Origin of the sequence: Candidatus Spyradosoma sp. SGI.093 (assembly GCF_050314555.1) — a bacterium.
GTDB lineage: Bacteria > Verrucomicrobiota > Verrucomicrobiia > Opitutales > UBA953 > Spyradosoma.
In genome coordinates this window covers 45,877-66,403 of record NZ_JBNPNH010000007.1, presented here as the reverse complement: position 1 = coordinate 66,403, position 20,527 = coordinate 45,877, and the positions used below count along the sequence as shown (strand labels likewise).

The 20,527-nt window shown below is 63.7% G+C and carries 18 protein-coding genes and 2 tRNA genes; 7 read left to right on the top strand and 13 right to left on the bottom strand.

Features of this window, described 5'->3' with window-relative positions; all coding sequences use genetic code 11:
- Nucleotides 1-25 precede the first annotated feature (25 nt).
- The 8 genes from nuoD to ACQREB_RS07305 all read right to left on the bottom strand — a co-directional run bounded on the left by nuoD (nucleotide 26) and on the right by ACQREB_RS07305 (nucleotide 10,463).
- On the bottom strand, nucleotides 26-1,255 hold the full coding sequence (gene nuoD / locus ACQREB_RS07340; RefSeq protein ID WP_427767140.1) for an NADH dehydrogenase (quinone) subunit D: 1,230 nt from the start codon (nucleotides 1,253-1,255) through the stop codon (nucleotides 26-28).
- 45 nt (nucleotides 1,256-1,300) lie between these two features.
- The gene (locus ACQREB_RS07335) at nucleotides 1,301-1,936 is read right to left on the bottom strand and encodes an NADH-quinone oxidoreductase subunit C (protein WP_427767138.1); all 636 of its coding nucleotides are present in this window, start codon (nucleotides 1,934-1,936) and stop codon (nucleotides 1,301-1,303) included.
- Nucleotides 1,937-1,982: 46 nt separating this feature from the next.
- The gene (gene nuoB, locus ACQREB_RS07330; RefSeq protein WP_427767137.1) at nucleotides 1,983-2,519 is read right to left on the bottom strand and encodes an NADH-quinone oxidoreductase subunit NuoB; all 537 of its coding nucleotides are present in this window, start codon (nucleotides 2,517-2,519) and stop codon (nucleotides 1,983-1,985) included.
- Nucleotides 2,520-2,667: 148 nt separating this feature from the next.
- Complete coding sequence (locus ACQREB_RS07325) at nucleotides 2,668-4,335, bottom strand: efflux transporter outer membrane subunit (RefSeq protein WP_427767136.1); 1,668 nt, start codon at nucleotides 4,333-4,335, stop codon at nucleotides 2,668-2,670.
- Between the two features lie 141 nt (nucleotides 4,336-4,476).
- Nucleotides 4,477-7,611 (bottom strand): multidrug efflux RND transporter permease subunit, encoded by a 3,135-nt coding sequence (locus ACQREB_RS07320; RefSeq protein ID WP_427767135.1) that lies wholly within the window; start codon nucleotides 7,609-7,611, stop codon nucleotides 4,477-4,479.
- Between the two features lie 55 nt (nucleotides 7,612-7,666).
- Entirely contained in the window at nucleotides 7,667-8,914 is a 1,248-nt protein-coding gene (locus ACQREB_RS07315; RefSeq protein WP_427767134.1) for an efflux RND transporter periplasmic adaptor subunit, read from the bottom strand.
- A gap of 51 nt (nucleotides 8,915-8,965) precedes the next feature.
- Entirely contained in the window at nucleotides 8,966-9,628 is a 663-nt protein-coding gene (locus ACQREB_RS07310) for a TetR/AcrR family transcriptional regulator (RefSeq protein WP_427767133.1), read from the bottom strand.
- Nucleotides 9,629-9,755: 127 nt separating this feature from the next.
- The gene (locus ACQREB_RS07305; RefSeq protein ID WP_427767131.1) at nucleotides 9,756-10,463 is read right to left on the bottom strand and encodes a hypothetical protein; all 708 of its coding nucleotides are present in this window, start codon (nucleotides 10,461-10,463) and stop codon (nucleotides 9,756-9,758) included.
- A 185-nt stretch (nucleotides 10,464-10,648) separates the two neighbouring features.
- Between ACQREB_RS07305 and hisG the strand changes: the two genes are divergently transcribed.
- On the top strand, nucleotides 10,649-11,533 hold the full coding sequence (hisG, locus tag ACQREB_RS07300; protein ID WP_427767129.1) for an ATP phosphoribosyltransferase: 885 nt from the start codon (nucleotides 10,649-10,651) through the stop codon (nucleotides 11,531-11,533).
- A gap of 109 nt (nucleotides 11,534-11,642) precedes the next feature.
- Here hisG and ACQREB_RS07295 read toward each other — a convergent pair whose 3' ends face one another.
- Entirely contained in the window at nucleotides 11,643-12,506 is an 864-nt protein-coding gene (locus ACQREB_RS07295) for a hypothetical protein (RefSeq protein WP_427767127.1), read from the bottom strand.
- A 166-nt stretch (nucleotides 12,507-12,672) separates the two neighbouring features.
- Between ACQREB_RS07295 and ACQREB_RS07290 the strand changes: the two genes are divergently transcribed.
- From ACQREB_RS07290 to ACQREB_RS07280, 3 genes are all read left to right on the top strand, one after another.
- A complete protein-coding gene (locus ACQREB_RS07290; protein ID WP_427767125.1) occupies nucleotides 12,673-14,145 on the top strand; it encodes an HDIG domain-containing metalloprotein in 1,473 nt (490 codons plus the stop codon).
- Nucleotides 14,146-14,204: 59 nt separating this feature from the next.
- Nucleotides 14,205-14,279, top strand: a tRNA-Arg gene (locus tag ACQREB_RS07285).
- 98 nt (nucleotides 14,280-14,377) lie between these two features.
- Complete coding sequence (locus ACQREB_RS07280; RefSeq protein WP_427767123.1) at nucleotides 14,378-14,593, top strand: hypothetical protein; 216 nt, start codon at nucleotides 14,378-14,380, stop codon at nucleotides 14,591-14,593.
- A gap of 130 nt (nucleotides 14,594-14,723) precedes the next feature.
- Here the strand turns inward: ACQREB_RS07280 and hisD are convergent, their stop codons facing one another.
- The gene (gene hisD / locus ACQREB_RS07275) at nucleotides 14,724-16,019 is read right to left on the bottom strand and encodes a histidinol dehydrogenase (protein WP_427767122.1); all 1,296 of its coding nucleotides are present in this window, start codon (nucleotides 16,017-16,019) and stop codon (nucleotides 14,724-14,726) included.
- Nucleotides 16,020-16,114: 95 nt separating this feature from the next.
- On the opposite strand from hisD, the gene cysS reads away from it, so the two are divergent.
- Both cysS and ACQREB_RS07265 read left to right on the top strand, forming a co-directional pair.
- Entirely contained in the window at nucleotides 16,115-17,560 is a 1,446-nt protein-coding gene (gene cysS / locus ACQREB_RS07270) for a cysteine--tRNA ligase (protein ID WP_427767119.1), read from the top strand.
- 55 nt (nucleotides 17,561-17,615) lie between these two features.
- The gene (locus ACQREB_RS07265; RefSeq protein ID WP_427767117.1) at nucleotides 17,616-18,287 is read left to right on the top strand and encodes a lysophospholipid acyltransferase family protein; all 672 of its coding nucleotides are present in this window, start codon (nucleotides 17,616-17,618) and stop codon (nucleotides 18,285-18,287) included.
- 90 nt (nucleotides 18,288-18,377) lie between these two features.
- Here the strand turns inward: ACQREB_RS07265 and plsX are convergent, their stop codons facing one another.
- Both plsX and rpmF read right to left on the bottom strand, forming a co-directional pair.
- Nucleotides 18,378-19,451, bottom strand: a complete 1,074-nt coding sequence (plsX, locus tag ACQREB_RS07260; protein WP_427767114.1) for a phosphate acyltransferase PlsX — start codon at nucleotides 19,449-19,451, stop codon at nucleotides 18,378-18,380.
- 63 nt (nucleotides 19,452-19,514) lie between these two features.
- Nucleotides 19,515-19,694: a 50S ribosomal protein L32 gene (gene rpmF / locus ACQREB_RS07255; RefSeq protein ID WP_427767112.1), complete on the bottom strand. Its 180-nt coding sequence runs from the start codon at nucleotides 19,692-19,694 to the stop codon at nucleotides 19,515-19,517.
- 214 nt (nucleotides 19,695-19,908) lie between these two features.
- Between rpmF and ACQREB_RS07250 the strand changes: the two genes are divergently transcribed.
- Nucleotides 19,909-19,986, top strand: a tRNA-Pro gene (locus tag ACQREB_RS07250).
- Nucleotides 19,987-20,109: 123 nt separating this feature from the next.
- On the opposite strand, the gene ACQREB_RS07245 is transcribed toward ACQREB_RS07250, so the two are convergent.
- Nucleotides 20,110-20,511: a hypothetical protein gene (locus ACQREB_RS07245; RefSeq protein ID WP_427767109.1), complete on the bottom strand. Its 402-nt coding sequence runs from the start codon at nucleotides 20,509-20,511 to the stop codon at nucleotides 20,110-20,112.
- Nucleotides 20,512-20,527 lie beyond the last annotated feature (16 nt).

Sequence of the window (20,527 nt, the reverse complement as noted above, 5' to 3'; positions counted from 1 at the left end):
TCCCGCCTTTAAGATTTCACGCGCCTCAGCGGTCGCATTCGCCCTGGACGAAGTCGAGCGAGCCGAGGATCGCGGGAATGTCCGTGACGAAGTTGCCGGGAACGAGCTTCGGCAGAATCGAAAGCGTGACGAACGACGGCCCGCGCACGTGCAGGCGGTAGGGACGGCCTTCGCCCTTCGAGTGAATGAAGAAGCCGAGCGCGCCCTTCGGGTTTTCCGCCTCGAAATAGGCTTCGCCCGCGGGAATCTGCGGCCCGTGCGTCGTGATCATGAAGTTCTGGATCAGATCCTCCATGCCTGTGAGCACGCGGTTTTTCGGCGGGAGGCAGATGTTCTTCGCGTCCTGCGCGAAGATAGGCCCGTCGGGAAGCGTCTTGCAGACCTGGCGCACGATGCGCACGGACTGGCGGATTTCCTCCGTCTTGAGCAGGTAGCGGTCGTAGCAGTCGCCGACGGTGCCGACGGGAACGTCGAAGTCGTACTGTTCGTAGCCGCTGTAGGGGCGGTCCTTGCGGATGTCGGCGGGAACGCCCGCGCAGCGCAGATTCACGCCCGTGAGGCCCTGCTGCAGCGCGGCTTCTTTGGTGATGACGGCGATGTCCTTCGTGCGGTCGAGGAAGATCTTGTTGCGGGAGAGAAGGCCTTCCATCTCGTCCACGCCCTTGAGAATGCAGTCGCACGCCTTTTCGACCTTTTCGAGCCAGCCTTCGGGAACGTCGCGCGTGACGCCGCCGATGCGCGTGTAGCTGTTCGTGAGGCGCTGCCCGGTGAGTTCTTCGAAAAGCGAGTAGATGCGTTCGCGCTCGGTGTAGGTCGTGAGGAAGACGGTGAGCGCGCCGGTGTCCATCGCGTAAACGCCGAGGCCGAGCAGGTGCGAGGAAATGCGGGAAAGCTCGCAGGTGAGCACGCGGAGCGCGGCGCAGCGCGCGGGAACTTCGAGCCCGGCGAGCTTTTCGACCGTGAGCGCGTAGGCGACGTTGTTGCAGATCGGCGCGAGGTAGTCGAGGCGGTCCGTGAACGGCACGAACTGGTTGTAGGTCATGTTTTCCGCCAGCTTGTCGTCGCCGCGGTGCAGGTAGCCGACGACGGGCGTGCACTTGGTGACGATTTCGCCGTCCACTTCGAGCTGCAGGCGGAGCACGCCGTGCGTCGCCGGGTGCGACGGGCCCATCGTGAGGTGCATCTTTTCGCAGGGCACGAGCTCGTCCTCGCGCGAAGCGGCGTCGGAATAATTGAAATCAAGGGTTTCAGCCATTTTGAAAAATCTCCGTGTTTGCGGTGTTTCGCGTTCCCGCGCGGCTCATTCGGCGGCGGGCTTGCGGGCGCCTTCCCGCCATTCCTGGTCGAGGGCGCTCGGCTCGGTCTCGCGCATGGTCTTGCCGGAACAGGCGATGAACGGGCCGCCGTTCTGCGGCGCGGGCATGACCTTGACGCCGGTCTGCGCGACGGTGTCGGCGTCCGGGAACGGCACTTCGACGCCCGAGAGCGGGAAGTCCTTGCGCAGCGGGTGATACGGGTATTCGTCCCACATCATGATGCGGCGCATGTCGGGGTGTCCCGTGAAGTCGATGCCGAGCAGGTCGAACGCCTCGCGCTCGAGCCAGTTGCATCCGGCCCAGACGGAGCAGAGCGAGGGCACGGCGGGCTTGGCGTCGTCCGGCGCATAGACGTTCATGCGCACGTAAAGGTGCTTGTCGTAGTTGTACGCGTGCCAGATCGCGGAAAAGCGCGGCGACGCGTCCGTGCCCCAGTCGCAGCCTTCGCAGTCGCTGATCGCGGCGAAGCCTTCCTTGTCGCGGAGCGCGAGGGCGAATTCGAGCGCCTTGTCCGCGGGAACGTCGAACGACGCGTGGTCGGCCGAACCCGGACGGAGCGCGATGTAGGGATACGTTTCGAGCAGGTGTTTCTGGAGTTCTAAATCTTTTTCGGAAAGCATGAGCGAACTTTTTTTGAAAAATTTTTGTCGGCGTTCCCGCGCAGGTTCAGGAAAAATAGAGCGGCTTCACGGGGCGGTCGCGCTTGAGGAGCTTGAGCCCCGGTTCCTTGGCGATCATCTTCTGCAGCGCCATCAGCCCGTCGAACAGCGCCTCGGGGCGCGTCGGGCAGCCGGAAATGTACACGTCCACGGGCAGAATGCGGTCCACGCCCTGCAGCGTGGAATACGAGCGGAACATGCCGCCGGAGCTGGCGCAGGCGCCCATCGCGACGACCCACTTCGGCTCCGCCATCTGGTCGTAGATGCGGCGCACGGCCTGAGCCATCTTGTAGGTGACCGTTCCCGCGACGATCATGCAGTCCGCCTGGCGCGGCGAAAAGCGCGTGACTTCCATGCCGAAGCGCGAAATGTCGAAGCGCGAACAGCTCGCCGACATGAACTCGATCGCGCAGCACGCGAGCCCCATCGGCATCGGCCACACGGAGTGGGCGCGGATCCAGTCGATCGCGGCGTCGAGTTTGGTGACGACGACCCCGCCTTCGATTTTGCTGTTGTAGGCGACTTCGGTATTTGCGGAACTCATTGGAAAATCAGAAAAAATTTGTATGCGGAAAGTCTAAAACATCCCCGCGTTCCCGCAAGGAAATTCACAGCCGCGCGGGAGCGAAGCCTGCAAAAAAAAGCCCCGCCGGGAGGCGAGGCTTCTGAAGCGCGCGCGGGGGCGCGGGACGTCACTCTTCTTCCTCGTCGTCGTAGAGGGAACGCGCCGCCATGACGTCGCAGGACGTCGGGATCAGCGGTTCGGACGCGAGGTCGTCCTCCTCTTCCACGAGTTCTTCGACAGGCGCGGGAACGTCTTCGACGGCGTCCTGCGTTTCGGGCGCAGGGACTTCCGCGGGAACGGGCGCGGGCGCTTCGGCGACCTGGGCGGGCGCGGCGTCCTCCGATTTCTCGGGCGCGGTCTTGGCGTCGGCGGGAACGGTGTTTTCGGACCAGCCGCCGCCGAGCGCCTTGTAGAGCGAAATCATCGAGGCGATTTTCGCGAAGCGCGTCTGCACGAGGCTCTGCTGCGCCGAGAACAGGTCGTTCTGCGCGAGGAGCACTTCGAGGTAGAGGCTCTTGCCGAGCTCGTAGTTCTTCGCGGTCAGCTCGTAGCGGCGTTCCCGCGCGGCGAGCACGGCTTCGTCGGCAGCGACGCGCTTGTCGATCGAATCCTGCACGACGAGCTGGTCGGCGACTTCGCGGAACGCGCTCTGAATCGCCTTTTCGTAGTTGGCGATTTCGATTTCCTTCTGCAGTTCGGCGACGTCGAGCTGAGCGCCGAGGCGGCCGTTGAAGTAGTCGAAGATCGGCACGTTCACGCTCGGCACGAAGCTCCACGTGCGCGCGGCGCCGGTGAAGAGGTCGTCGAGCTCGGTCGAGGCGAGCCCCGCCGAACCCGTGAGCGAAATGCTCGGGAAGAACGCGGCGCGCGCGGCGCCGATGTTCGCGTTCGCGGCGCGGAGGGCGCGCTCGGCGGCGAGCACGTCCGGGCGCAGCACGAGCACCTGCGAGGGAATTCCGGCTTCGAGCGGCTTGAGCAGATTCGCGGACGCGAGCGGGAGCGCGGGAGCGTCGGGCTGCGGGAGCGCAGTTTCGCCCACGAGGAGCGCGAGCGCGTTCACCGCCTGTTTCTGCGTTTCGCGGAGCTGTTCCGTCGCGGAGACGAGCGACTGGTACTGCGCCTCGGCGGTCGTGTAGTCCAGCTCCGTCGCGACGCCGGTCTCGAAGCGGTTCTTGATCTGGTCGCGGTATTCGCGCGTCGTCGCGAGGGACTGTTCGGAAAGCGCGAGGCGTTCGTTCGCGAGCTCGAGCGTGTAATACTGCATCGCGATCTGCGCGACGAGCGAGATGCGCGCGGCGCGTTCGTTTTCCGCCGCCTGCAGGAAGCGCTCGAACGCCTGATCGGTGAGCGAGCGCACGCGGCCCCACAGATCGACTTCGTAGGAGGCGGCGACGCCCAGCGAGAACTGGTTCGTCGTCATCGCCCTGCCGGTGAGCGAAAGGTACTCGTTCGTGCGGGAACGCGAGAACGCGGCGCTGCCGCCGACGTTCGGGAGCAGGTCCGCCCACTGAATGTCGTACTGCGCGCGCACCTGCTCGACGGTCAGAATCGCGACGCGCAGGTCGCGGTTCTTTTCCAGGCCGGACTTGATGAGCGCCTTCAGGCGTTCGTCGGCGAAGAATTCCGTCCAGCCGAGGCGCGTGACCGCGGTCTCGTCGGGCGTCGTCGCGGCGATTCCCGCGTAGGTTTCGGCGACGACGTCGCGCACGTCGGGGCGCTCGTATTCGGGCGCCATCGTGCACGCGGTCGCGGCGAACGCGAGAAACGGAAGAAGGGAAAGCGTTTGGATTTTCATTGATAAAACTTTTTTCGATTTCTTAACCACGAATGTTCACGAATGCGCACGAACGGAAACGCGGGAACGCGGTCCCGGAGTCTTTCCCCAAAAATTCGTGTGAATTCGTGTTCATTCGCGGTTTCTTTTTGACTTCTGTTCTCAGTGGACGACGACCGCGTTCGGCTTGCGTTCCGTCGCGCGGAAGACCTTGCGGACGACGACGTAGAAGCACGGGATGAGGAAGACGCCGAGAATCGTCGCCGCCAGCATCCCGCCGATGACGCCCGTACCGATCGAGTTCTGCGCCGCCGAGGACGCTCCCGACGCGCGCGCCAGCGGCACCACGCCGAGAATGAACGCGAACGACGTCATCAGAATCGGGCGCAGTCGCATCTGCACGGCCTGCAGCGTCGCGTCGTAAAGGTTGCGACCCTGCTCCTGCAGCTCCTTCGCGAACTCGATGATCAGAATCGAGTTTTTCGTCGAAAGCCCGATGATGACGAGGAAGCCGACCTTGAAGTACACGTCGTTGTAGAGCCCGGCGAGCATCGTCGCGCACACGCTCCCGAAGATGCCCACGGGAACGATGAGAATGACGGCGAACGGAATCGACCAGCTTTCATACAGCGCCGCGAGGCAGAGGAAGACGATGATGAGCGAGAGCGCGTAGAGCGCCGGCGCCTGCGAACCCGAAGTGCGTTCTTCGAGCGACTGGCCCGTCCACTCGCCGCCGATGCCGGTGATGCCGACCGCGGGCAGATGCTTCATCACGATTTCGTCGAACTCCTCCATCGCCTCGCCGGAAGAGCGGCCCGGCTTCGGCTGGCCGACGATGTTCATCGACGGGAAGCCGTTGTAGCGCGTGAGCGCCGGCGAGCCCTGAATCCACTCGAACGAGACGAGCTCCGAGAGCGGCATCATCTCGCCCGTTCCCGTGCGCACGTACATGTTGCCGAGCGCTTCGGGCGAAGTGCGGTCCTTCGCGTCGAGCTGCACGATCACGCGCTGCACGCGGGAACCCTGCACGAAGTTGTTCACGTAGGACGACGCGAACGCGACCTGAATCACGTTGTAGAGCTCGCCGAGATTCACGCCGTGCACCTGCGCCTTTTCCTTGTCCACGTCGAGGCGGAGCATCGGACCGTCGTTCAGCCCCTGAAGGCGGACGCCCGTCATCGCCGTTTCCGGCTTGTTGGATTCCTTGATGACCTCGTTGAGCGCCTTGACGAGCGCCTCGTGCCCAACGCCGCCGCGGTCCTGCAACTGGTATTCGAAGCCCGTGGCGTTGCCGAGTTCCATGATCGGCGGCAGGTTGAACGAAACGACCATGCCGTCCGGGTGGTGCGCGAAATGTCCGGTGATGCGACCCGCGAGCGCTTCCGCGGAGCTGTTCGGGTCCTTGCGCTTGCTCCAGTCCTGGAGCTTCATGAACGCGAGGCCGACGTTCGTGCCGCAGCCGTTGAACGAAAAGCCCTGCACGATCATCATCTTTTCGATTTCGGGCTGCGCGAGCGCGTAGGCCTCGTATTCGTCGAAAAGTTCGAGCGTGCGTTCCTGCGACGCCGTCTGCGGGAGCTGAATCAGCGCGACGATCTGCCCCTGGTCCTCGTCCGGAAGGAACGCGGTCGGCAGACGCAGATAAAGCCAGCCGAAGCCCGCGCCGATCGCGAGGAACGAGACGATGCCGATCGCGCTGTGCCGGATCAGGCGCCCGACGACGCCCTTGTAGCCGTTCGTCATCTTTTCGAAGCCGCGGTTGAAGAGGCCCGCGAAGCCGCGCTTCTTGCCGTTCGGATTGTGCTTGAGCATCGTCGCGCACAGCGCCGGCGTGAGCGTCATCGCGAGGAACAGCGAGAACACCATCGACGCGATCAACGTCAGCGAGAACTGCCGGTAAATGACGCCGACGGAGCCGGAGAAGAACGCCATCGGGATGAACACCGCCGTGAGCACGAGCGTGATTCCGACGAGCGCGCCGGAAATCTGCCCCATCGCCTTGCGCGTCGCGTCGCGCGGGGAAAGCCCCTCCTCCGTCATGATGCGCTCGACGTTTTCGATGACGACGATCGCGTCGTCCACGAGAATGCCGATCGCGAGCACCATGCCGAACATCGTCAGCACGTTGATCGAGAAGCCCATCGCGAACAGCGCGGCGCAGGTGCCGAGCAGCGCGATCGGGACGACGATCGTCGGAATGAACGTCGCGCGCAGATTCTGCAGAAACACGAGCATGACGACGAACACGAGCACGATCGCCTCGACGAGCGTCTTGATGACTTCGTGAATCGACACGCGCACGAACAGCGTCGTGTCCATCGGGAAATCGTAGGTGAGGCTTTCCGGGAAGTAGGCGGAAAGCTCTTCGAGCTTGTTCTTCACGGCGTCGGCGACTTCAAGCGCGTTCGCGCCCGTCGCGAGATTGCACGCGAGACCCATGCAGACCTTGCCGTTGTAGCGCGTCTCGAACATGTAGCTCTGTTCGCCGATTTCGACGCGCGCGACGTCGCGCAGATACACGCGGGAGCCGTCCTCGCCCGCGCGCAGGAGAATGTCGCCGAACTCGGTCGGCGTCTCCAGCGTTCCCGGGCCCTGAATCGTGATGCTCAGACGCGAGCCGGGAACGGCGGGGTCGCCGTTGACCGCGCCCGCCGGCACCTGCACGTTCTGCGCCTGGAGCGCCGCGACGACGTCCGTCGCCGTCAGGTTGTAGGAATTGAGCTTTTCGGCGTCGAGCCAGATGTACATCGCGTTTTCCGAGCCGAAGAAATCGACGGAGCCGATGCCGTTCACGCGCTGGATCTGGTCGAGAATGTTCGACGCGATGTAGTTGCCGATTTCGGCCTTCGGAATCGAATTGTCCTTCGAATAGATCGAAATGATGAGGAACATGTTTCGCGCCGCCTTCTCCACCGTCACGCCCGTGCGCTGAACGACGGACGGGAGCTGCGACGTGGCGAGCGAAACCTTGTTCTGCACCTGCACCTGCGCCGTGTCGTCGTTCGTGCCCGGATTGAAATAGACCGTGATTTCGGAATTGCCGGTCGAGTCCGACGAGGACGTCATGTAAAGCAGGTTGTCGATGCCGTTGAGCTGCTGCTCGATGACGGCGGTGACCGTCTTCTGCGTCGTTTCCGCGGACGCGCCCGCGTAGTTGGACTGCACGGCGATGGACGGCGGCGCGATCGTCGGATACTGCGCGATCGGCAGGAATTTGATGGAAATCACCCCGAAGAGGATGATCATCAGCGAAAGCACCCATGCGAAGACGGGGCGGTCGATGAAGAATTTTGCCATGGTGAGATGCCTTTAAGAAATTTTGCGTTCCCGCGAGTTTTTCTGCGGGGAAAAATCACTCCGCCTGCTTCGCGGCGGGCGCGGGAGCGGCCTCGGCGGGCGTTTCCGCGGGAGCGGCTTCTTCCTTCGCCTTCGGAGCCACCGCCTTGACGGCCGTCGCGCCGCGCGAATACGCGAGCCCGATCGCCATCAGCCCGTCGGCGGCGTAGCGCTCGCCCGGCTTCAGCCCGCTCTTCACGAGCCATTTGCCGTTTTCCATCTTGTCGATCACGATCGAGCGGGGACGCACGATGTCGCCCTCGCCGACGACGAAGATCGACGCCTTGCCCGCCGTGCCGAGCGAGACGGCCTCCTGCGGGACGAGAATCGCCGCCTTGTCCGTGCCTTCGGAGAGCACCGCGCGCGCGAACATGCCCGGAAGCAGAAGGTTGTCCGGGTTCGGGAACTCGGCGCGCAGCTTGTACATGCCCGTCGCCTTGTCCACCGTGACTTCGGAGAACTTCAGCTTGCCCGTGTGCGCGTATTCCGTGCCGTCTTCGAGAATGAGCTTCACCGCGACCGCGTCGTCGCCGATCTTCTCGACCGTTCCCGCGGCGACCGCGCGGCGGAGTTCGAGCAGGCTCGTCGCCGAGCGCGTGAAGTCGAAATTGATCGGATCCATCTGCTGGATGACCGCCATCTTCGTGAGCGTCGCCCCGGAGACGATGCCGCCTTCCGTCACGAGCGCCGCGCCGATGATGCCCGAAATCGGCGCCGTCACCGACGCGTAGCCGAGATTGATCTCCGCCGTCTTGAGCTGCGCCTGCGCCGCGAGCACCGCCGCCTTGGCGGAATCGACCGCGATGCGCGAATCGTCATATTCCTGCCGGCTGACGCCGCCCGTCTTCACGAGCTCGGAATAGCGGCCGAAGATGATTTCCGCGCTCTCGAGCTGCGCGCGCGTTCCCGCGAGCTGCGCCGCCGCCGCGTCGCGCGCGGCGATCATCGGCTCCGGATCGATGAGGAAAAGCTCCTGTCCTTTTTCGACTTTCGCGCCTTCCTCGAACTTGCGTTCGAGCAGCACGCCCGTCACGCGCGCGGAAACGTCCGCGAGGCGCACGGCGTCCACGCGGCCCGGCAGCTCCTGCACGATGTCGCGCGACTGGTAGGCGACGGTCTCGACCGTCAGCGGAACCTCCGTCGGTCCCTGCGGCGCGGCCTGCGCGGCCGCCTGTTTTTCTTCGCCGCAGCCCGTGAAGGCGAGCGTTCCCGCGAGCGCCGTCAGCGCGCCGAGAAAGAAGGATTTCTTAACGTTTTTTTTCATCATAAATCGAAGGTGATTCGGATTTTTTCTTTTTGTCTGTTCAAAAATTTTTCAGCGGGAACGCGCCTCGGGACGCTTCTTCAGTGAAAGCGTCGCCGGCGCGAGAAAAAGCGGCTCGGCGAACGTCATCAGCATTTCGAGGAAGGTCTCGATCGGCACCGTCTTGGGATAGCGGTGTTCCTTGAGCGGGCCCACGGTGCGCCAGCCGTAGAGCATCACGTCGAGACTCTCCATGCGGAAGCGCAGTTCGAGCTCGGAAAGATGCGGGAGCGTGCGCGCGAACTCGTCGAGAAACATCCGCTGCAGCGGCTCCATCTTGTTCTCGAGCGTCGCGAAGATTTTTTTCTCGGTCTCGCCGCGATGGACGAAAAGCAGCGTGAAGAGCTGGTGCGCGGTTTCGGAAAGGCAGCGCGCGCGCGGGAGCACCATCGCGTCGAGCAGGCGGCGGAGCGGGATCGGCGCCGTTCCCGCGGCCTCGCGCGCGGCCGCGAGCAGCCCGCGCATCTCCTCCATGACCGGCAGCAGATAGCGGTCGAGCACCGAATGAAGCAGGTTTTCCTTGTCCTTGAAATAGTAATACGCGACGGAGAGATTGACCTTCGCCGACGCGGTGATCCCGCGCATCGACGCGCCGTCGAACCCCTGCTCCGCGAACAGTTTCTCCGCCGCCGTCAAGATGCGTTCCCGCGTGTTGTTTTCGTCCTTCCGCCTCATCGTTTTATTGAACGAACGTTCTAGACGCTTCGCTCTTTCGCGTCAATGCATGAATTTTCCCGAAACGAAAAAAAGCGGCGGAAGCGCAGAGGCTTCGCCGCTTTTTTCGGGAAAACGCACGGAGGGATTATTCCTCGATTTCGTCCATTTCCTCGTCTTCGCCTTCCTCTTCGTCGTCGGCGACGGCGTCGGTCGCGTCGTCGGAATTCGCCTTCGCCTTTTCGGCGGCGGCGGCGACGGCGGCGACGTCTTCGGGATCAATCCAGAGGACGCAGTCGATTTCATCTCCGGGAACGAGCATCGGAGCGCCGATCACGCCGGCAACTTCCTCGGCGATGTAGCGTCCGCCTTCGAGCACGGAAATCACGCTGACGAGCGCATGCGCGCCCGACTTGGAAAGGACGACGCGGTCGCCCGCCTTGAAAGCGGAGCCGGAGTCGAACTGAACCACCGCGCAGTCGGTGTTGTAGGCGACCACGCGCGCCTTGCCTTCGTCCGGAGTCGGCAGCGGAGCGCTTTCCGCCTTGGCGGCTTCGATTTCGGCGAGAGCGCGTTCCTTGTTGGCCTGGCGCAGAGCCGGATAAGCGGCGAGGAGCGGCGCGTCCTCCGCGGGAGCGCAGGTCGCGCATTCCGCGGGAGCGGCGGCCTCGGCAGCGGAAGCGCACGTCGCGGCGGGAGCGGCCGCAGGAGCCGGAGCGGCGGGAGCCGACGCAGGCTGCGCGGCGGGCTTCGCTTTGGAGCCGGCGGACCAAGGGCTCTTCGAGCCGTCGCCGGAAGCGCAACCCGCGCAGACGAGGATTGAAACGGATGCAAGGATGGTGAGAAGCGTTCTCATGGCTGACTGAAATATTCGGGTAAACTTGGGTAAAACAATAATGGATTTTTTCGAGACGGCGACTCTGCAGTCTCTGCATGAAAAATCGCACGCCCGCGCGGATTTGTCAAACGATTTCTTGCGCCTTGACAAGACCGCCTCCGAAGCGGATGCTTGCACTTTCATTTTTTCACAATCAGACAGCCATGGCAAACACCACACCGCTCCTCATGCTCGGCATGCCCAAGGGCAGCCTCGAAGAGTCCACGCTCGCGCTTTTCGCGCAGGCAGGTTATCCCGTCGTCAAAAGCTCGCGCTCCTACCGCCCGTCTTTCGACGATCCCGCGCTTGACGGCCGCTTCGTCCGCGCGCAGGAAATCGCCCGCTACGTCGAGCACGGATTCTTCGACTGCGGTCTGACCGGCTACGACTGGGTCGTCGAAAACGACGCCGACGTCGTCGAAGTCTGCGACCTCGTCTATTCCCGCGCCTCCAACGTGCAGAGCCGCTGGGTCATCTGCGTTCCCGAAGCGTCCGACATCAAGACCGTCAAGGACCTGCAGGGCAAGCGCATCGCGACGGAGCTCGTCGCCACGACGCGCCGCTTCCTCGAAAGCCACGGCGTCACCGCCGAGGTCGAGTTCTCCTGGGGCGCGACGGAAGTCAAGGTGCCCGACCTCGCCGACGCGATCGTCGATCTGACGGAGACCGGCAGCTCCATCAAGGCGAACAAGCTCCGCATCGTCGACACGATTCTGAAGACGAACACCAAGCTCATCGCCAACAAGAAGGCGTGGGAAAATCCGGAAAAGCGCGCGAAGATCGAGTCCATCGCGATGATGCTCCAGTCCGCGCTGACGGCGAAGCACCTCGTCGGCCTCAAGTTCAACCTGCCGCGGGAACGCCTTTCCGAAGTCGTCGAAAAGCTCCCCGCGATGCGCAACCCGACGATCTCGCCGCTCTCGAACGACGCGTGGATCGCCGTCGAGACCATCATCGACAGCAAGCTGACGCGCGAGATCATTCCCGCGCTCAAGGCGTGCAAGGCCGAAGGCATCATCGAATATCCGCTCAACAAGGTCGTTTACTGAGCGCTTTTTCGCCTCCGCGCGAAAAACAGGAAAAACGCGTTCCCGCCCGGGAGCGCGTTTTTTTTGCGCGAAAAATTTCGCTCGGCCCGCGCGGGCGCGGGAACGCGGTTCATTCCCGCGGCGGAGGCGGGTTTCCGCCGTCGAAGCGCACGCCGCGCATTCCGCCGCGCATGCCTCCGCGTCCGACGCCGGCGGCCTCGAGCGCCGCCTGCTGCTCTTCGTAGGCGGAAAACTGTTCGTTGGAAAGCACGTTCTTGAGGATTTCGCGCTCCGCCTCGCGGGAAACGCGCCCGTCGGACTCCAGCGCCGCCGTCGCGTATTCGGAGAAGTAGCGGTCCTTCTGTTCCTGCGAGAGCGCGACGCTGTCCTGCAGCATGGCGAGGCGCATGTTCGCGACGGTCTCGGCGCGCGCGGTCGCGCGTTCCCGCCGATAGGCCTCGTATTCCGTCTGCTGTTCCTCGCCGAGAAGCTCCGCGACGAATTCTTCCGGATCGGAGGCGCGCATGCGTTCCCGCAGCTCGGCGCGGAGCGCTTCGTCGTCCGGCGCGAGACGCGCGCGCTCGGCGAGTTCGCGCAGCTCCGCTTCATTCGCTTCCGCGCGCTCGGCGAGGCGCGCCTTCTGCTCTTCGGTGAGATTCAGGCGCAGCGCGAGGCGCGTGATCGCGGTGTCGCGGCGGATCTTGCGGAAGGTCTCGAAACGGCGTTCCGTCTCCCTGCGGCGCGCGTCCGCGGCTTCCGGAGAGGCGTCGGCGGGAGCGTTTTCCCGCGGCGCGGCGGCAGCGGCGCGGCGCGAAGCGTTCCCGCGCGAGGCGCGCGACGCGCGTTTCGCGAGCTCGTCTTTCAGCGCGCGGATTTCCGCGTCCTTCGCGGCGAGCGCCTCGGCGTCTCCGCCGGCGAAAAACGACGCGGCGCTCCACGCGACGACCGCGACGAGCAGGTTGGAAACAAGAATCGGAAGCACTTTGGATTTCATGACGATAAAAACGACTTCGTGTCCGCGAAAGTTTCAGAAAATCGCCGCGCGCGCGATATTTTTCTTGTGAAAACGCCGCCCGAAAGCGAGAATCCGCACCAGATTTTCCGTTCCTCGTTTCTTGTTTCCTCGGCACAGTCAGTCAAAATTTTGAATGAATTCAGTCGTGGAAAACATTTCGGACATCAGCATTTTCGCCGCCTCCGCCGCCGCGTTCGCCTTCGCGGGGCTCGTTTTCGCGCTTCGGCGCAACCGCGCTCTCCGGCTTGAAAACGAACGGCTCGCCGCCGAACGCCGCGACGCAGAGGTCTCCGCGCGGGAACGCGTCGCCGAGAACGAGAAGCTCGCCGCCGAACGCCGAGCCGCGAACGAAAAGGAAGCGCGGGAAAATCTCGTCCGCGCGCACGAGCTCGAGCTTCGCCTCGCCAAGGCGGAAGCGCGGGAACGCGCCCTCGCCGCCGAAGCCGAAAAGCTCGCCGCCGCGCGGGAACGCTACGAAGAAAAAATCCGCGGCGTCGCCGGCATCTCCGTCGAAAAGGCGCGCGCGGACCTGCTGAAGAGCGTCGCCGAAGACGCCGCCGAGGAAGCCCGCGCGATCCGCCGCGGCGTCCTCGAAAAATCCGAAGCCGAATACGCGAACGACGCGCGCAAGCTGCTCATCACGACGATGCAGCGCGTCGCCCCGCGCCTCAACGAAGAACTTTCCTCCGAGCTCGTGCCCATTCCCGCGGAAGAGATCAAGGGCCGCCTCATCGGCCGCGAAGGCAGAAACATCAAAAGCTTCGAGCAGACGACGGGCGCGACGCTCATCATCGACGACACGCCGGGCTCCGTGCTCGTCTCGTGCTTCGACCCGTTCCGCCGCCAGGTCGCCGCGCTCGCGCTGCGGCGCCTGATCGCCGACGGGCGCATCCACCCGCAGAGCATCGAATACTACGTCGAGGAAGCCCGCCGCGAAACCGCCGCGAACGCGGTCGCCGTCGGCACGAAGGTCTGCGACGATCTCGGCGTCCACGACGTCGCCGAAAGCGTCCGCGAGTTGCTGGGCAAACTGCAGTTCCGCCTTTCCGTCAACCAGAACACGCTCGCGCACTCCGTCGAGACGGCGCAGCTCGCGGGAACGTTCGCGGCGGAGCTCGGGCTCGACGTCGCGCTCGCCGTGCGCGCGGGGCTCTTTCACGACATCGGCAAGGCCGTGGACGCGAACAACGAGGACGCGCACGCCATCGCGGGCGCGCGCGCGCTGCGCCTCGCGGGAGAATGCCGCGAAGTCGTCAACGCCGTCGAATCGCACCACCGCGAAGTCGGACACGAAAATATTTACGGGCCGCTCGTGATGCTCGCGGACTCCATTTCCGCGACGCGCCCCGGCGCCCGCGCGGCCACGCGCGAAGGCTACGCCGAACGCATCGCCGCGCTCGAAAAAATCGCCAAGGCGTTCCCGGGCGTGACGGACGCGTTCGCGATTCAGGCGGGCCGCGAAGTCCGCGTCATCGTCTCCAGCGCCGAAGTCTCCGACGCCGAGGCGCGCGCGCTCGCGCAGAAGATCCGCATCGACGTCGAGGAAAAGCTCACCTACCCCGGGAAAATCAAAATCGTCGTCATCCGCGAATTCCGCGCCCAGGAAGAGGCGCTCTAAAAACTTGCTCGCCAAACGCGGCTCGCGGCGGCATTGTCGTTCCTGTGTTTTTTTCGCCGGTCCCGGTAGTTCAATGGACAGAACCGCGGTTTCCTAAACCGTTAATCCGAGTTCGATTCTCGGTCGGGGCGCCAGCGCTTTCCCGTCGCGGCGGGAGGAACGAAAAATTTCTTCGCGATTCGGCGAGGAAAATGGTTTGCGCGACGGCGGAAACGCCGCCATAGTGTTTCACATGAGCTCGAAAACCTCCATGGGCATACGCCTTGATCCCGAAGACCGAGAACTGCTGGAAGAATTGGCGAAGCTTTGGTGCCTGAACGCCTCCGACATCGTGCGGCTTGCGGTCAAATCTCTCCTGGAAGAAGCGAAACGCAACGGCGGAAAGATCGAACTGCCGTACACGTTCAAGACGCGTTCCCGCCGCGGCGGAGCGTCCGCGAAGAAATAAGCGCGTTTTCTCTCCCGTCGCCGCACGGAGGAAACACAAAAAAAATCGTCCGCGAAACGCACGGATTTCGCGGACGAAAGAATCGTGTGTCCATGAGAGCGGAGGCGCGGTCGTCTCCGTTCCCGCGGCGTCACTCGAAGCGGATGCCGACCGAGTGACCGTGGACCTGGAGATGTTCCATTTCCGAGAACATCTCCACGACCGGGCGCGCGAGCTTCAGCGAGGCCTCGTCGTAGCGGACGTAGCTCGTGCGGCGCATGAAGTCGGAGACCTGCAGGCCGCTGAAGAAGCGCCCCGTGCGGGAAGTCGGCAGCGTGTGCGACGGTCCCGCGACGAAATCGCCGAGCGCCGCGGGCGAGTAGTGCCCGACGAGCATCGCGCCCGCCGTCGTGATGCGCGCGGAGAGCTCCTTCTGGCGCTTCTGCGTCGTCTGAATCTCAAGGTGCTCGGGCGCGACGAAATTCGCGACGGCGACGGCGGCGTCCGTGGAATCCGCGAGAATTTTGCAGAAACCGGCTTCCATGATCTCGCGGAGGCGCGGGCCTTTTTCGTAGCGCGTGAGCAGCGATTCGATCGCGACGTCCACGGCGCGTTCCGTGCGTTCGTCGAAGCAGACCAGATAGACTTTTTCCTTGCCGCTGCCGTGTTCCGCCTGCGTGATGATGTCGGCGGCGACCCATTCGGGATTCGCCTTGGAGTCGGCGATGACCATGACTTCGCTCGGCCCGGGCAGCAGGTCGATTCCGACCTTGCCGAAGAGCTGGCGCTTCGCCTCGACGACGAAGGCGTTGCCCGGTCCCGCGATCTTGTCCACGGCGGGAATCGTCCGCGTGCCGTAAGCCATCGCGGCAATCGCCTGAACGCCGCCGACGCAATAAATTTCGGAAACTCCGCAGAGTTTCGCCGCGGCGAGGATTTCCGGCGCGACGGAGCCGTCGCGGCGCGGCGGCGTGCAGAGCACGAGCTCGGGAACGCCCGCGATCTTAGCGGGAAGCGCCGTCATCAGCACGGTCGAACACAGCGGCACCTGGCCGCCGGGAACGTAGAGCCCGACGCGGCGGATCGGGAAAAAGAGCTCGCCGACGGCGGCGCCGTGCGGGTTGCGCGTCTTCCAGTTTTTCGGGAGCGTGCGCTTGTGGAAATCGGAAATCGAGGCGGCGGACGCCTTCAGCGCTTCGAGCTTTTTCGGGTCGATGGACGCGAACGCTTCGTCGATCGCTTCGGCGGGAACGCGGAGCTGCTTCTGCAGAAGCTTCGCGTGGTCGAACTTCGCCGTATAGTAGAGCACGGCCTCGTCGCCGCGCTCGCGCACGTCCGCGATCACTTCGGAAACGGTGCGGGCGATGTCACCGGAAAGCGCGGCGGGAGCGCCGAACGCGCGCAGCTTTTCAAAACAGTCTTCGTCTCTCGTGGAAACTTTCAGCATAATGCGCCTTTTCTAAATCAAAACCCGACGCACTTCAAGGGTATTGCCAGAACGGCGTTCCCGCGCAATAATGGGCGCTTTCACTTTTTCAGAGCATGAGCATACGTTTATTCGACACGCTTTCACGGGAACGCCGCACGCTCGCGCCGAGCGCGCCCGAAAAGGAATTCGGCATGTACTGCTGCGGCCCGACGGTCTACGGCCCCGCGCACATCGGCAACTTCCGCACCTTCCTGCTGCAGGACGTGCTGCGCCGCGCGCTCGAAACGGACGGAATCCGCGTCCGCCACGTCCGCAACATCACCGACGTGGACGACAAGACGATCCGCCGCTCGCAGCAGGAGGGCAAGACGCTCGCCGAGTTCACCGCCGCGTGGACGAAGAAGTTTCACGACGACTGCGCCGCGCTCAACATGCTCCCGCCGCAGGTCGAGCCGAGCGCCGTCGAGCACATTCCGCTGCAGATCGCGATGATCGAGAAGCTCGTCGCGCGCGGGAACGCCTACGTCGCACCCGACGGCAGCGTTTATTTCAAGGTTTCGAGCGATCCCGAATACGGCAAGCTCGCGCACCTCGACCGCGAGGCGCTCCGCACGCAGGAAACGAACTCCGCGGGAACGGCGAACCTCGCCGACGAATACGCGCGCGACGACGTCGCCGACTTCGCGCTGTGGAAGGCACGCAAGCCCGAGGACGGCCCGAATTTCTGGCAAAGCCCCTGGGGCGAAGGCCGCCCGGGCTGGCACATCGAGTGCTCGGCGATGAGCACGCACTACCTCGGCGAAACCTTCGACCTGCACGGCGGAGGCGTCGATCTGTGCTTCCCGCACCACGAGAACGAAATCGCCCAGGCGGAATGCTCGTGCGGCCGTCACGGCACGTTCGCGCGGCACTGGTTCCACTCCGCGCACCTGATGGTGGACGGCGCGAAGATGTCCAAGTCGCTCGGCAACCTCTACACGCTCGCCGATCTCGTCGGCAAAGGATTTTCGCCGGCGGCGGTGCGCTACGCGCTCATTTCCGGGCACTACCGCTCGCAGCTGAACTTCACGCTGAAATCCCTCGAGGACGCGACCGCCGCGCTCGAAAAAATCGAAAAAGGCGCGCGCCGCCTGCTCGAAAAGGCGGGAATCTCCGTCGAGGAATTTTCGCAGGACATTTCCGTCCACGAAAGGAACACGGCGTGGGGCGCGTTCGAGCCCGCGTGGACGGCGCTCTGCGACGACCTGAACATTCCCGGCGCGATCGGGAAGCTCTTTTCCGCGCTCGGCGAGCTCGGCAAAAAGGAACTCACGAAGGCGGAGGCGGGAACGCAGCTCTGCGGGCTCGCGAAGATCCTCTTCGCGCTCGGGCTGAAGCTCTTTTCCGGCGAAAAGAAATCCGCCGACGTTCCCGCGGACGTCGCCGCGCTCGGCGAAAAGCGCTGGGCCGCGAAGACCTCGAAGAACTGGGCGGAGGCCGACCGCCTGCGCGACGAGCTCGCCGCGCTCGGCTGGAAGTCTCTCGACCGCAAGGACGGCTACGAGCTCCGCAAAATCTGACGGGAACGCGACCGCCATGCCTCAGGAACCGCGAGAAAAACAGCCCGTCCGTCCGATGACGGCCGACGAAATGGAGCGCCAGCGCCGCGTGCGGGAAATCCCGCTTTGGCAGATGGCGCTGCTTTTCCCGCTGAGTCTGCTGCTGCGCACGTGGCTGTGGACGCTGCGCATCACGATTTCGCCCGAAGCCGCGAAGCAGGTCGCCGAGCAGCGGCATTCGCTGATCGTCGTTTTCTGGCACAACCGCCTCTTCATTTCGGCGGATCTGCGGCGGCGATTCCGCCCGTTCGGCAAGATGAACGGGCTCGTCTCGCCGTCGAAGGACGGCGCGTGGCTCGCGGCGTTTTTCCGCTTTCTCGGCATCGGCGCCGTGCGCGGCTCGACGTCGCGCCGCGGCGGACAGGCGATGCTCGAAATCTACCGCAAGCTCTCGCGCGGCGAGGACGTCGCGATCACGCCGGACGGTCCCCGTGGGCCGCGCTACAAATTCAATCCCGGCGCCGCGCTCATCGCGCAGAAGACGCATTGCCCGGTCGCGCTGATCGGCTCGGAATACAGCCGCGCGATCCGTTTCAAATCCTGGGACGGCTTCATTCTTCCTCTGCCCTTTTCCAAGGTCGAGCTGACGCCGAAATTTTATCCCTACGAAAAAATGTGGGACCACATTTCCGCGAAAGCGCTCGCGGAATACTTCGAAACGGAGCTGCGCGCGATCACGAAGGAGTGAGCCGCGCGCGGAGGCGAAAGCAAAAAGCGTTCCCGGACGGGAACGCTTTTTTCGCGGACCGGCGGGAACGTTCCCGCAGAAAAACGAAAGTCAGCAGACGAGCTCTTCCTTGATTTCCTCAAGCGCCAGATTCGCTTCGGAAAGCGCCTGGGGCGCGCGGGAGGAAACGCCGCTCGCGAGCGCGTTGCGCGCCATCAGAATCGCGGCGCTGGTGCCGTAACGGTTGCTGGAGCCGTGCGCCTTGATCACCATGCCGTTGAGCCCGAGCAGCGGCGCGCCGCCGAATTTTTCCGGACGGAGCTGCGATTTCACCGCCTTCAGCAGCGGGTAGAGCATGACCATCGCGACGATGTAAAGCGGGTTGCGCTTCACCTTCGCGGAAAGAATGTCCTTGAGCATGTGGACGAGCCCCTCGACGGACTTGAGCACGATGTTGCCCGTGAAGCCGTCCGTGACGATGACGTCCACGTCGCCCTGAAACACGTCGAAGCCTTCCACCGGGCCCGCGTACTCGAACCAGTCGAGCCGCTTCGTCAGCTCCTTCAGATAGGCGTTGGTCTTATTGATGCGTTCCCCGCCCTTGCCTTCCTCCGTGCCGACGGTCAGCAGACCGACGCGCGGCTTCTTCGTCGAAAGCATGGCGATGGAATAGAGCGAGCCGAGAATCGTGTTGTGGACGAGCTGTTCGGGCGTCGTTTCCGGATTCGCGCCGACGTCCACCATGATGGTAAAGCCCGCCTTGCGCGGCATGATCGCCGTCAGCGCGGGGCGCTGGCAGCCCGGCATCATGCGGACTTTGATCGTTCCCGCGCCGACGAGCACCTTCGTGTTGCCCGTCGAGACGACGGCGTCCACCTCGCCCGCCTTCAGCATCTCGAATGCGACGATCATCGAAGCGTTCTTCTTCGATTTCAGCGCCTGCATCGGCTTGTCCGTCATCTGGATTTCGTCGGGAGCGTGACGCACTTCGATATGCGGATTGCGGTTGAGACCGAGGCGGCGCAGATGCGGCGCGAGCACCGGCTCGCGACCGACGAGGACGAGCCTGTCGTTCTCGCCGATCTCGCGCAACGCCAAGGCGACCGCATGGACGACTTCTTCGGGACCTTTGTCCCCGCCCATGCAGTCTACGGCAATCCGATATGAATGTGTCTCAGCGTCCATCAGCGAAAAGACTAACGCTTTTGCGGGAACTAAGACAGACAAAAATCGCCCGAAAGGACGACCTCAGATTTCGACGTCGATGACCTTGCGGCCGCGATACATTCCCGTGGCGGGATTGACGCGGTGCGGCAGGCACGCGGTTCCATCCGCCGGATCCTTGGAAAGAAGCGGCGCTTTGTACTGATTGGCTCCGCGGCGAAGAGCGCTGCGGCGTTTGGACTGTTTGCGTTTCGGTTGGCCCATGGCTTGTGATGAAAAAGGTTGTTAAAAAATGTAAGGTGAAACAATAAATGCGCGCGGAAAAACCGTCAAGCGGAAACGCGCGCCCGCCGTCGCGAATACCGCGATGCCTCATAAAAAAGCGCACCGAAAGGGAGATTTTTAAGCGCACAAAAAAACCGAACAAAAATCCGGTTGACAACGCCCGGGGAAAAGAGGAAACTGAAAACTCCTTTTACGAGCTGTAGCGCAGTCTGGCTAGCGCATTTGCATGGGGTGCAAAGGGTCGGAGGTTCGAATCCTCTCAGCTCGACCAATTTTCTCCCGAAATCGCCCGCAAACCTTGATAAATACAGGGCTTGCGGGCTTTTTCGTGTCTTTCTTCCCGTCGAAAAAGGACGCTGAAACCTGCTTTCGCGGGAACGCCGCGGCGCGGCTCTTAATGGTCGTGATGGTGCTTGCCGCGGCAATGGGAACACGTGCAGCCGTCGCCGTGAAGCAGGTCCGCCTCGTGCGGGAGCAGCTCGTCGCCGCGCGGCTTCGCGAAGGATTCCGGCGCGTTCGGGTCCGTTCCCGCCGTCTTGAAATAACGCCCGGAGGCGGGATCGCGCTCGTAGCGCGTGAAGCCGAGCCGTTCGAGCTCGCGCGAATCGTTCACCTTGCGGCGGATTTCGCCTTCGCCGTAGCGCGTCACCAGTCCCGCGGGCGTGAGGACGCGGCGGAGCGGCTCGCCCGTGAGCGGGTGACGCGTGAGCGGCGCGTCGCCGAAAGACTGTTCGATTTCGAGGGTCGCGCCGTCGCTCCCGTCGGGATTCACGATGCAGTAAACGAAAACAGGCATTGGAGGGTATAATGTG

What these genes read in the sequence shown, in the direction of transcription:
- ACQREB_RS07325 (WP_427767136.1), bottom strand. Translation starts at nt 4,335, where the DNA reads ATGAAAATCCAAACGCTTTCCCTTCTTCCGTTTCTCGCGTTCGCCGCG.
- hisD (WP_427767122.1), bottom strand. Translation starts at nt 16,019, where the DNA reads ATGCTGAAAGTTTCCACGAGAGACGAAGACTGTTTTGAAAAGCTGCGC.
- ACQREB_RS07310 (WP_427767133.1), bottom strand. Translation starts at nt 9,628, where the DNA reads ATGAGGCGGAAGGACGAAAACAACACGCGGGAACGCATCTTGACGGCG.
- ACQREB_RS07245 (WP_427767109.1), bottom strand. Translation starts at nt 20,511, where the DNA reads ATGCCTGTTTTCGTTTACTGCATCGTGAATCCCGACGGGAGCGACGGC.
- rpmF (WP_427767112.1), bottom strand. Translation starts at nt 19,694, where the DNA reads ATGGGCCAACCGAAACGCAAACAGTCCAAACGCCGCAGCGCTCTTCGC.
- ACQREB_RS07280 (WP_427767123.1), top strand. Translation starts at nt 14,378, where the DNA reads ATGAGCTCGAAAACCTCCATGGGCATACGCCTTGATCCCGAAGACCGA.
- nuoD (WP_427767140.1), bottom strand. Translation starts at nt 1,255, where the DNA reads ATGGCTGAAACCCTTGATTTCAATTATTCCGACGCCGCTTCGCGCGAG.
- ACQREB_RS07295 (WP_427767127.1), bottom strand. Translation starts at nt 12,506, where the DNA reads ATGAAATCCAAAGTGCTTCCGATTCTTGTTTCCAACCTGCTCGTCGCG.
- nuoB (WP_427767137.1), bottom strand. Translation starts at nt 2,519, where the DNA reads ATGAGTTCCGCAAATACCGAAGTCGCCTACAACAGCAAAATCGAAGGC.
- ACQREB_RS07335 (WP_427767138.1), bottom strand. Translation starts at nt 1,936, where the DNA reads ATGCTTTCCGAAAAAGATTTAGAACTCCAGAAACACCTGCTCGAAACG.
- plsX (WP_427767114.1), bottom strand. Translation starts at nt 19,451, where the DNA reads ATGGACGCTGAGACACATTCATATCGGATTGCCGTAGACTGCATGGGC.
- ACQREB_RS07315 (WP_427767134.1), bottom strand. Translation starts at nt 8,914, where the DNA reads ATGAAAAAAAACGTTAAGAAATCCTTCTTTCTCGGCGCGCTGACGGCG.
- cysS (WP_427767119.1), top strand. Translation starts at nt 16,115, where the DNA reads ATGAGCATACGTTTATTCGACACGCTTTCACGGGAACGCCGCACGCTC.
- hisG (WP_427767129.1), top strand. Translation starts at nt 10,649, where the DNA reads ATGGCAAACACCACACCGCTCCTCATGCTCGGCATGCCCAAGGGCAGC.
- ACQREB_RS07265 (WP_427767117.1), top strand. Translation starts at nt 17,616, where the DNA reads ATGACGGCCGACGAAATGGAGCGCCAGCGCCGCGTGCGGGAAATCCCG.
- ACQREB_RS07305 (WP_427767131.1), bottom strand. Translation starts at nt 10,463, where the DNA reads ATGAGAACGCTTCTCACCATCCTTGCATCCGTTTCAATCCTCGTCTGC.
- ACQREB_RS07320 (WP_427767135.1), bottom strand. Translation starts at nt 7,611, where the DNA reads ATGGCAAAATTCTTCATCGACCGCCCCGTCTTCGCATGGGTGCTTTCG.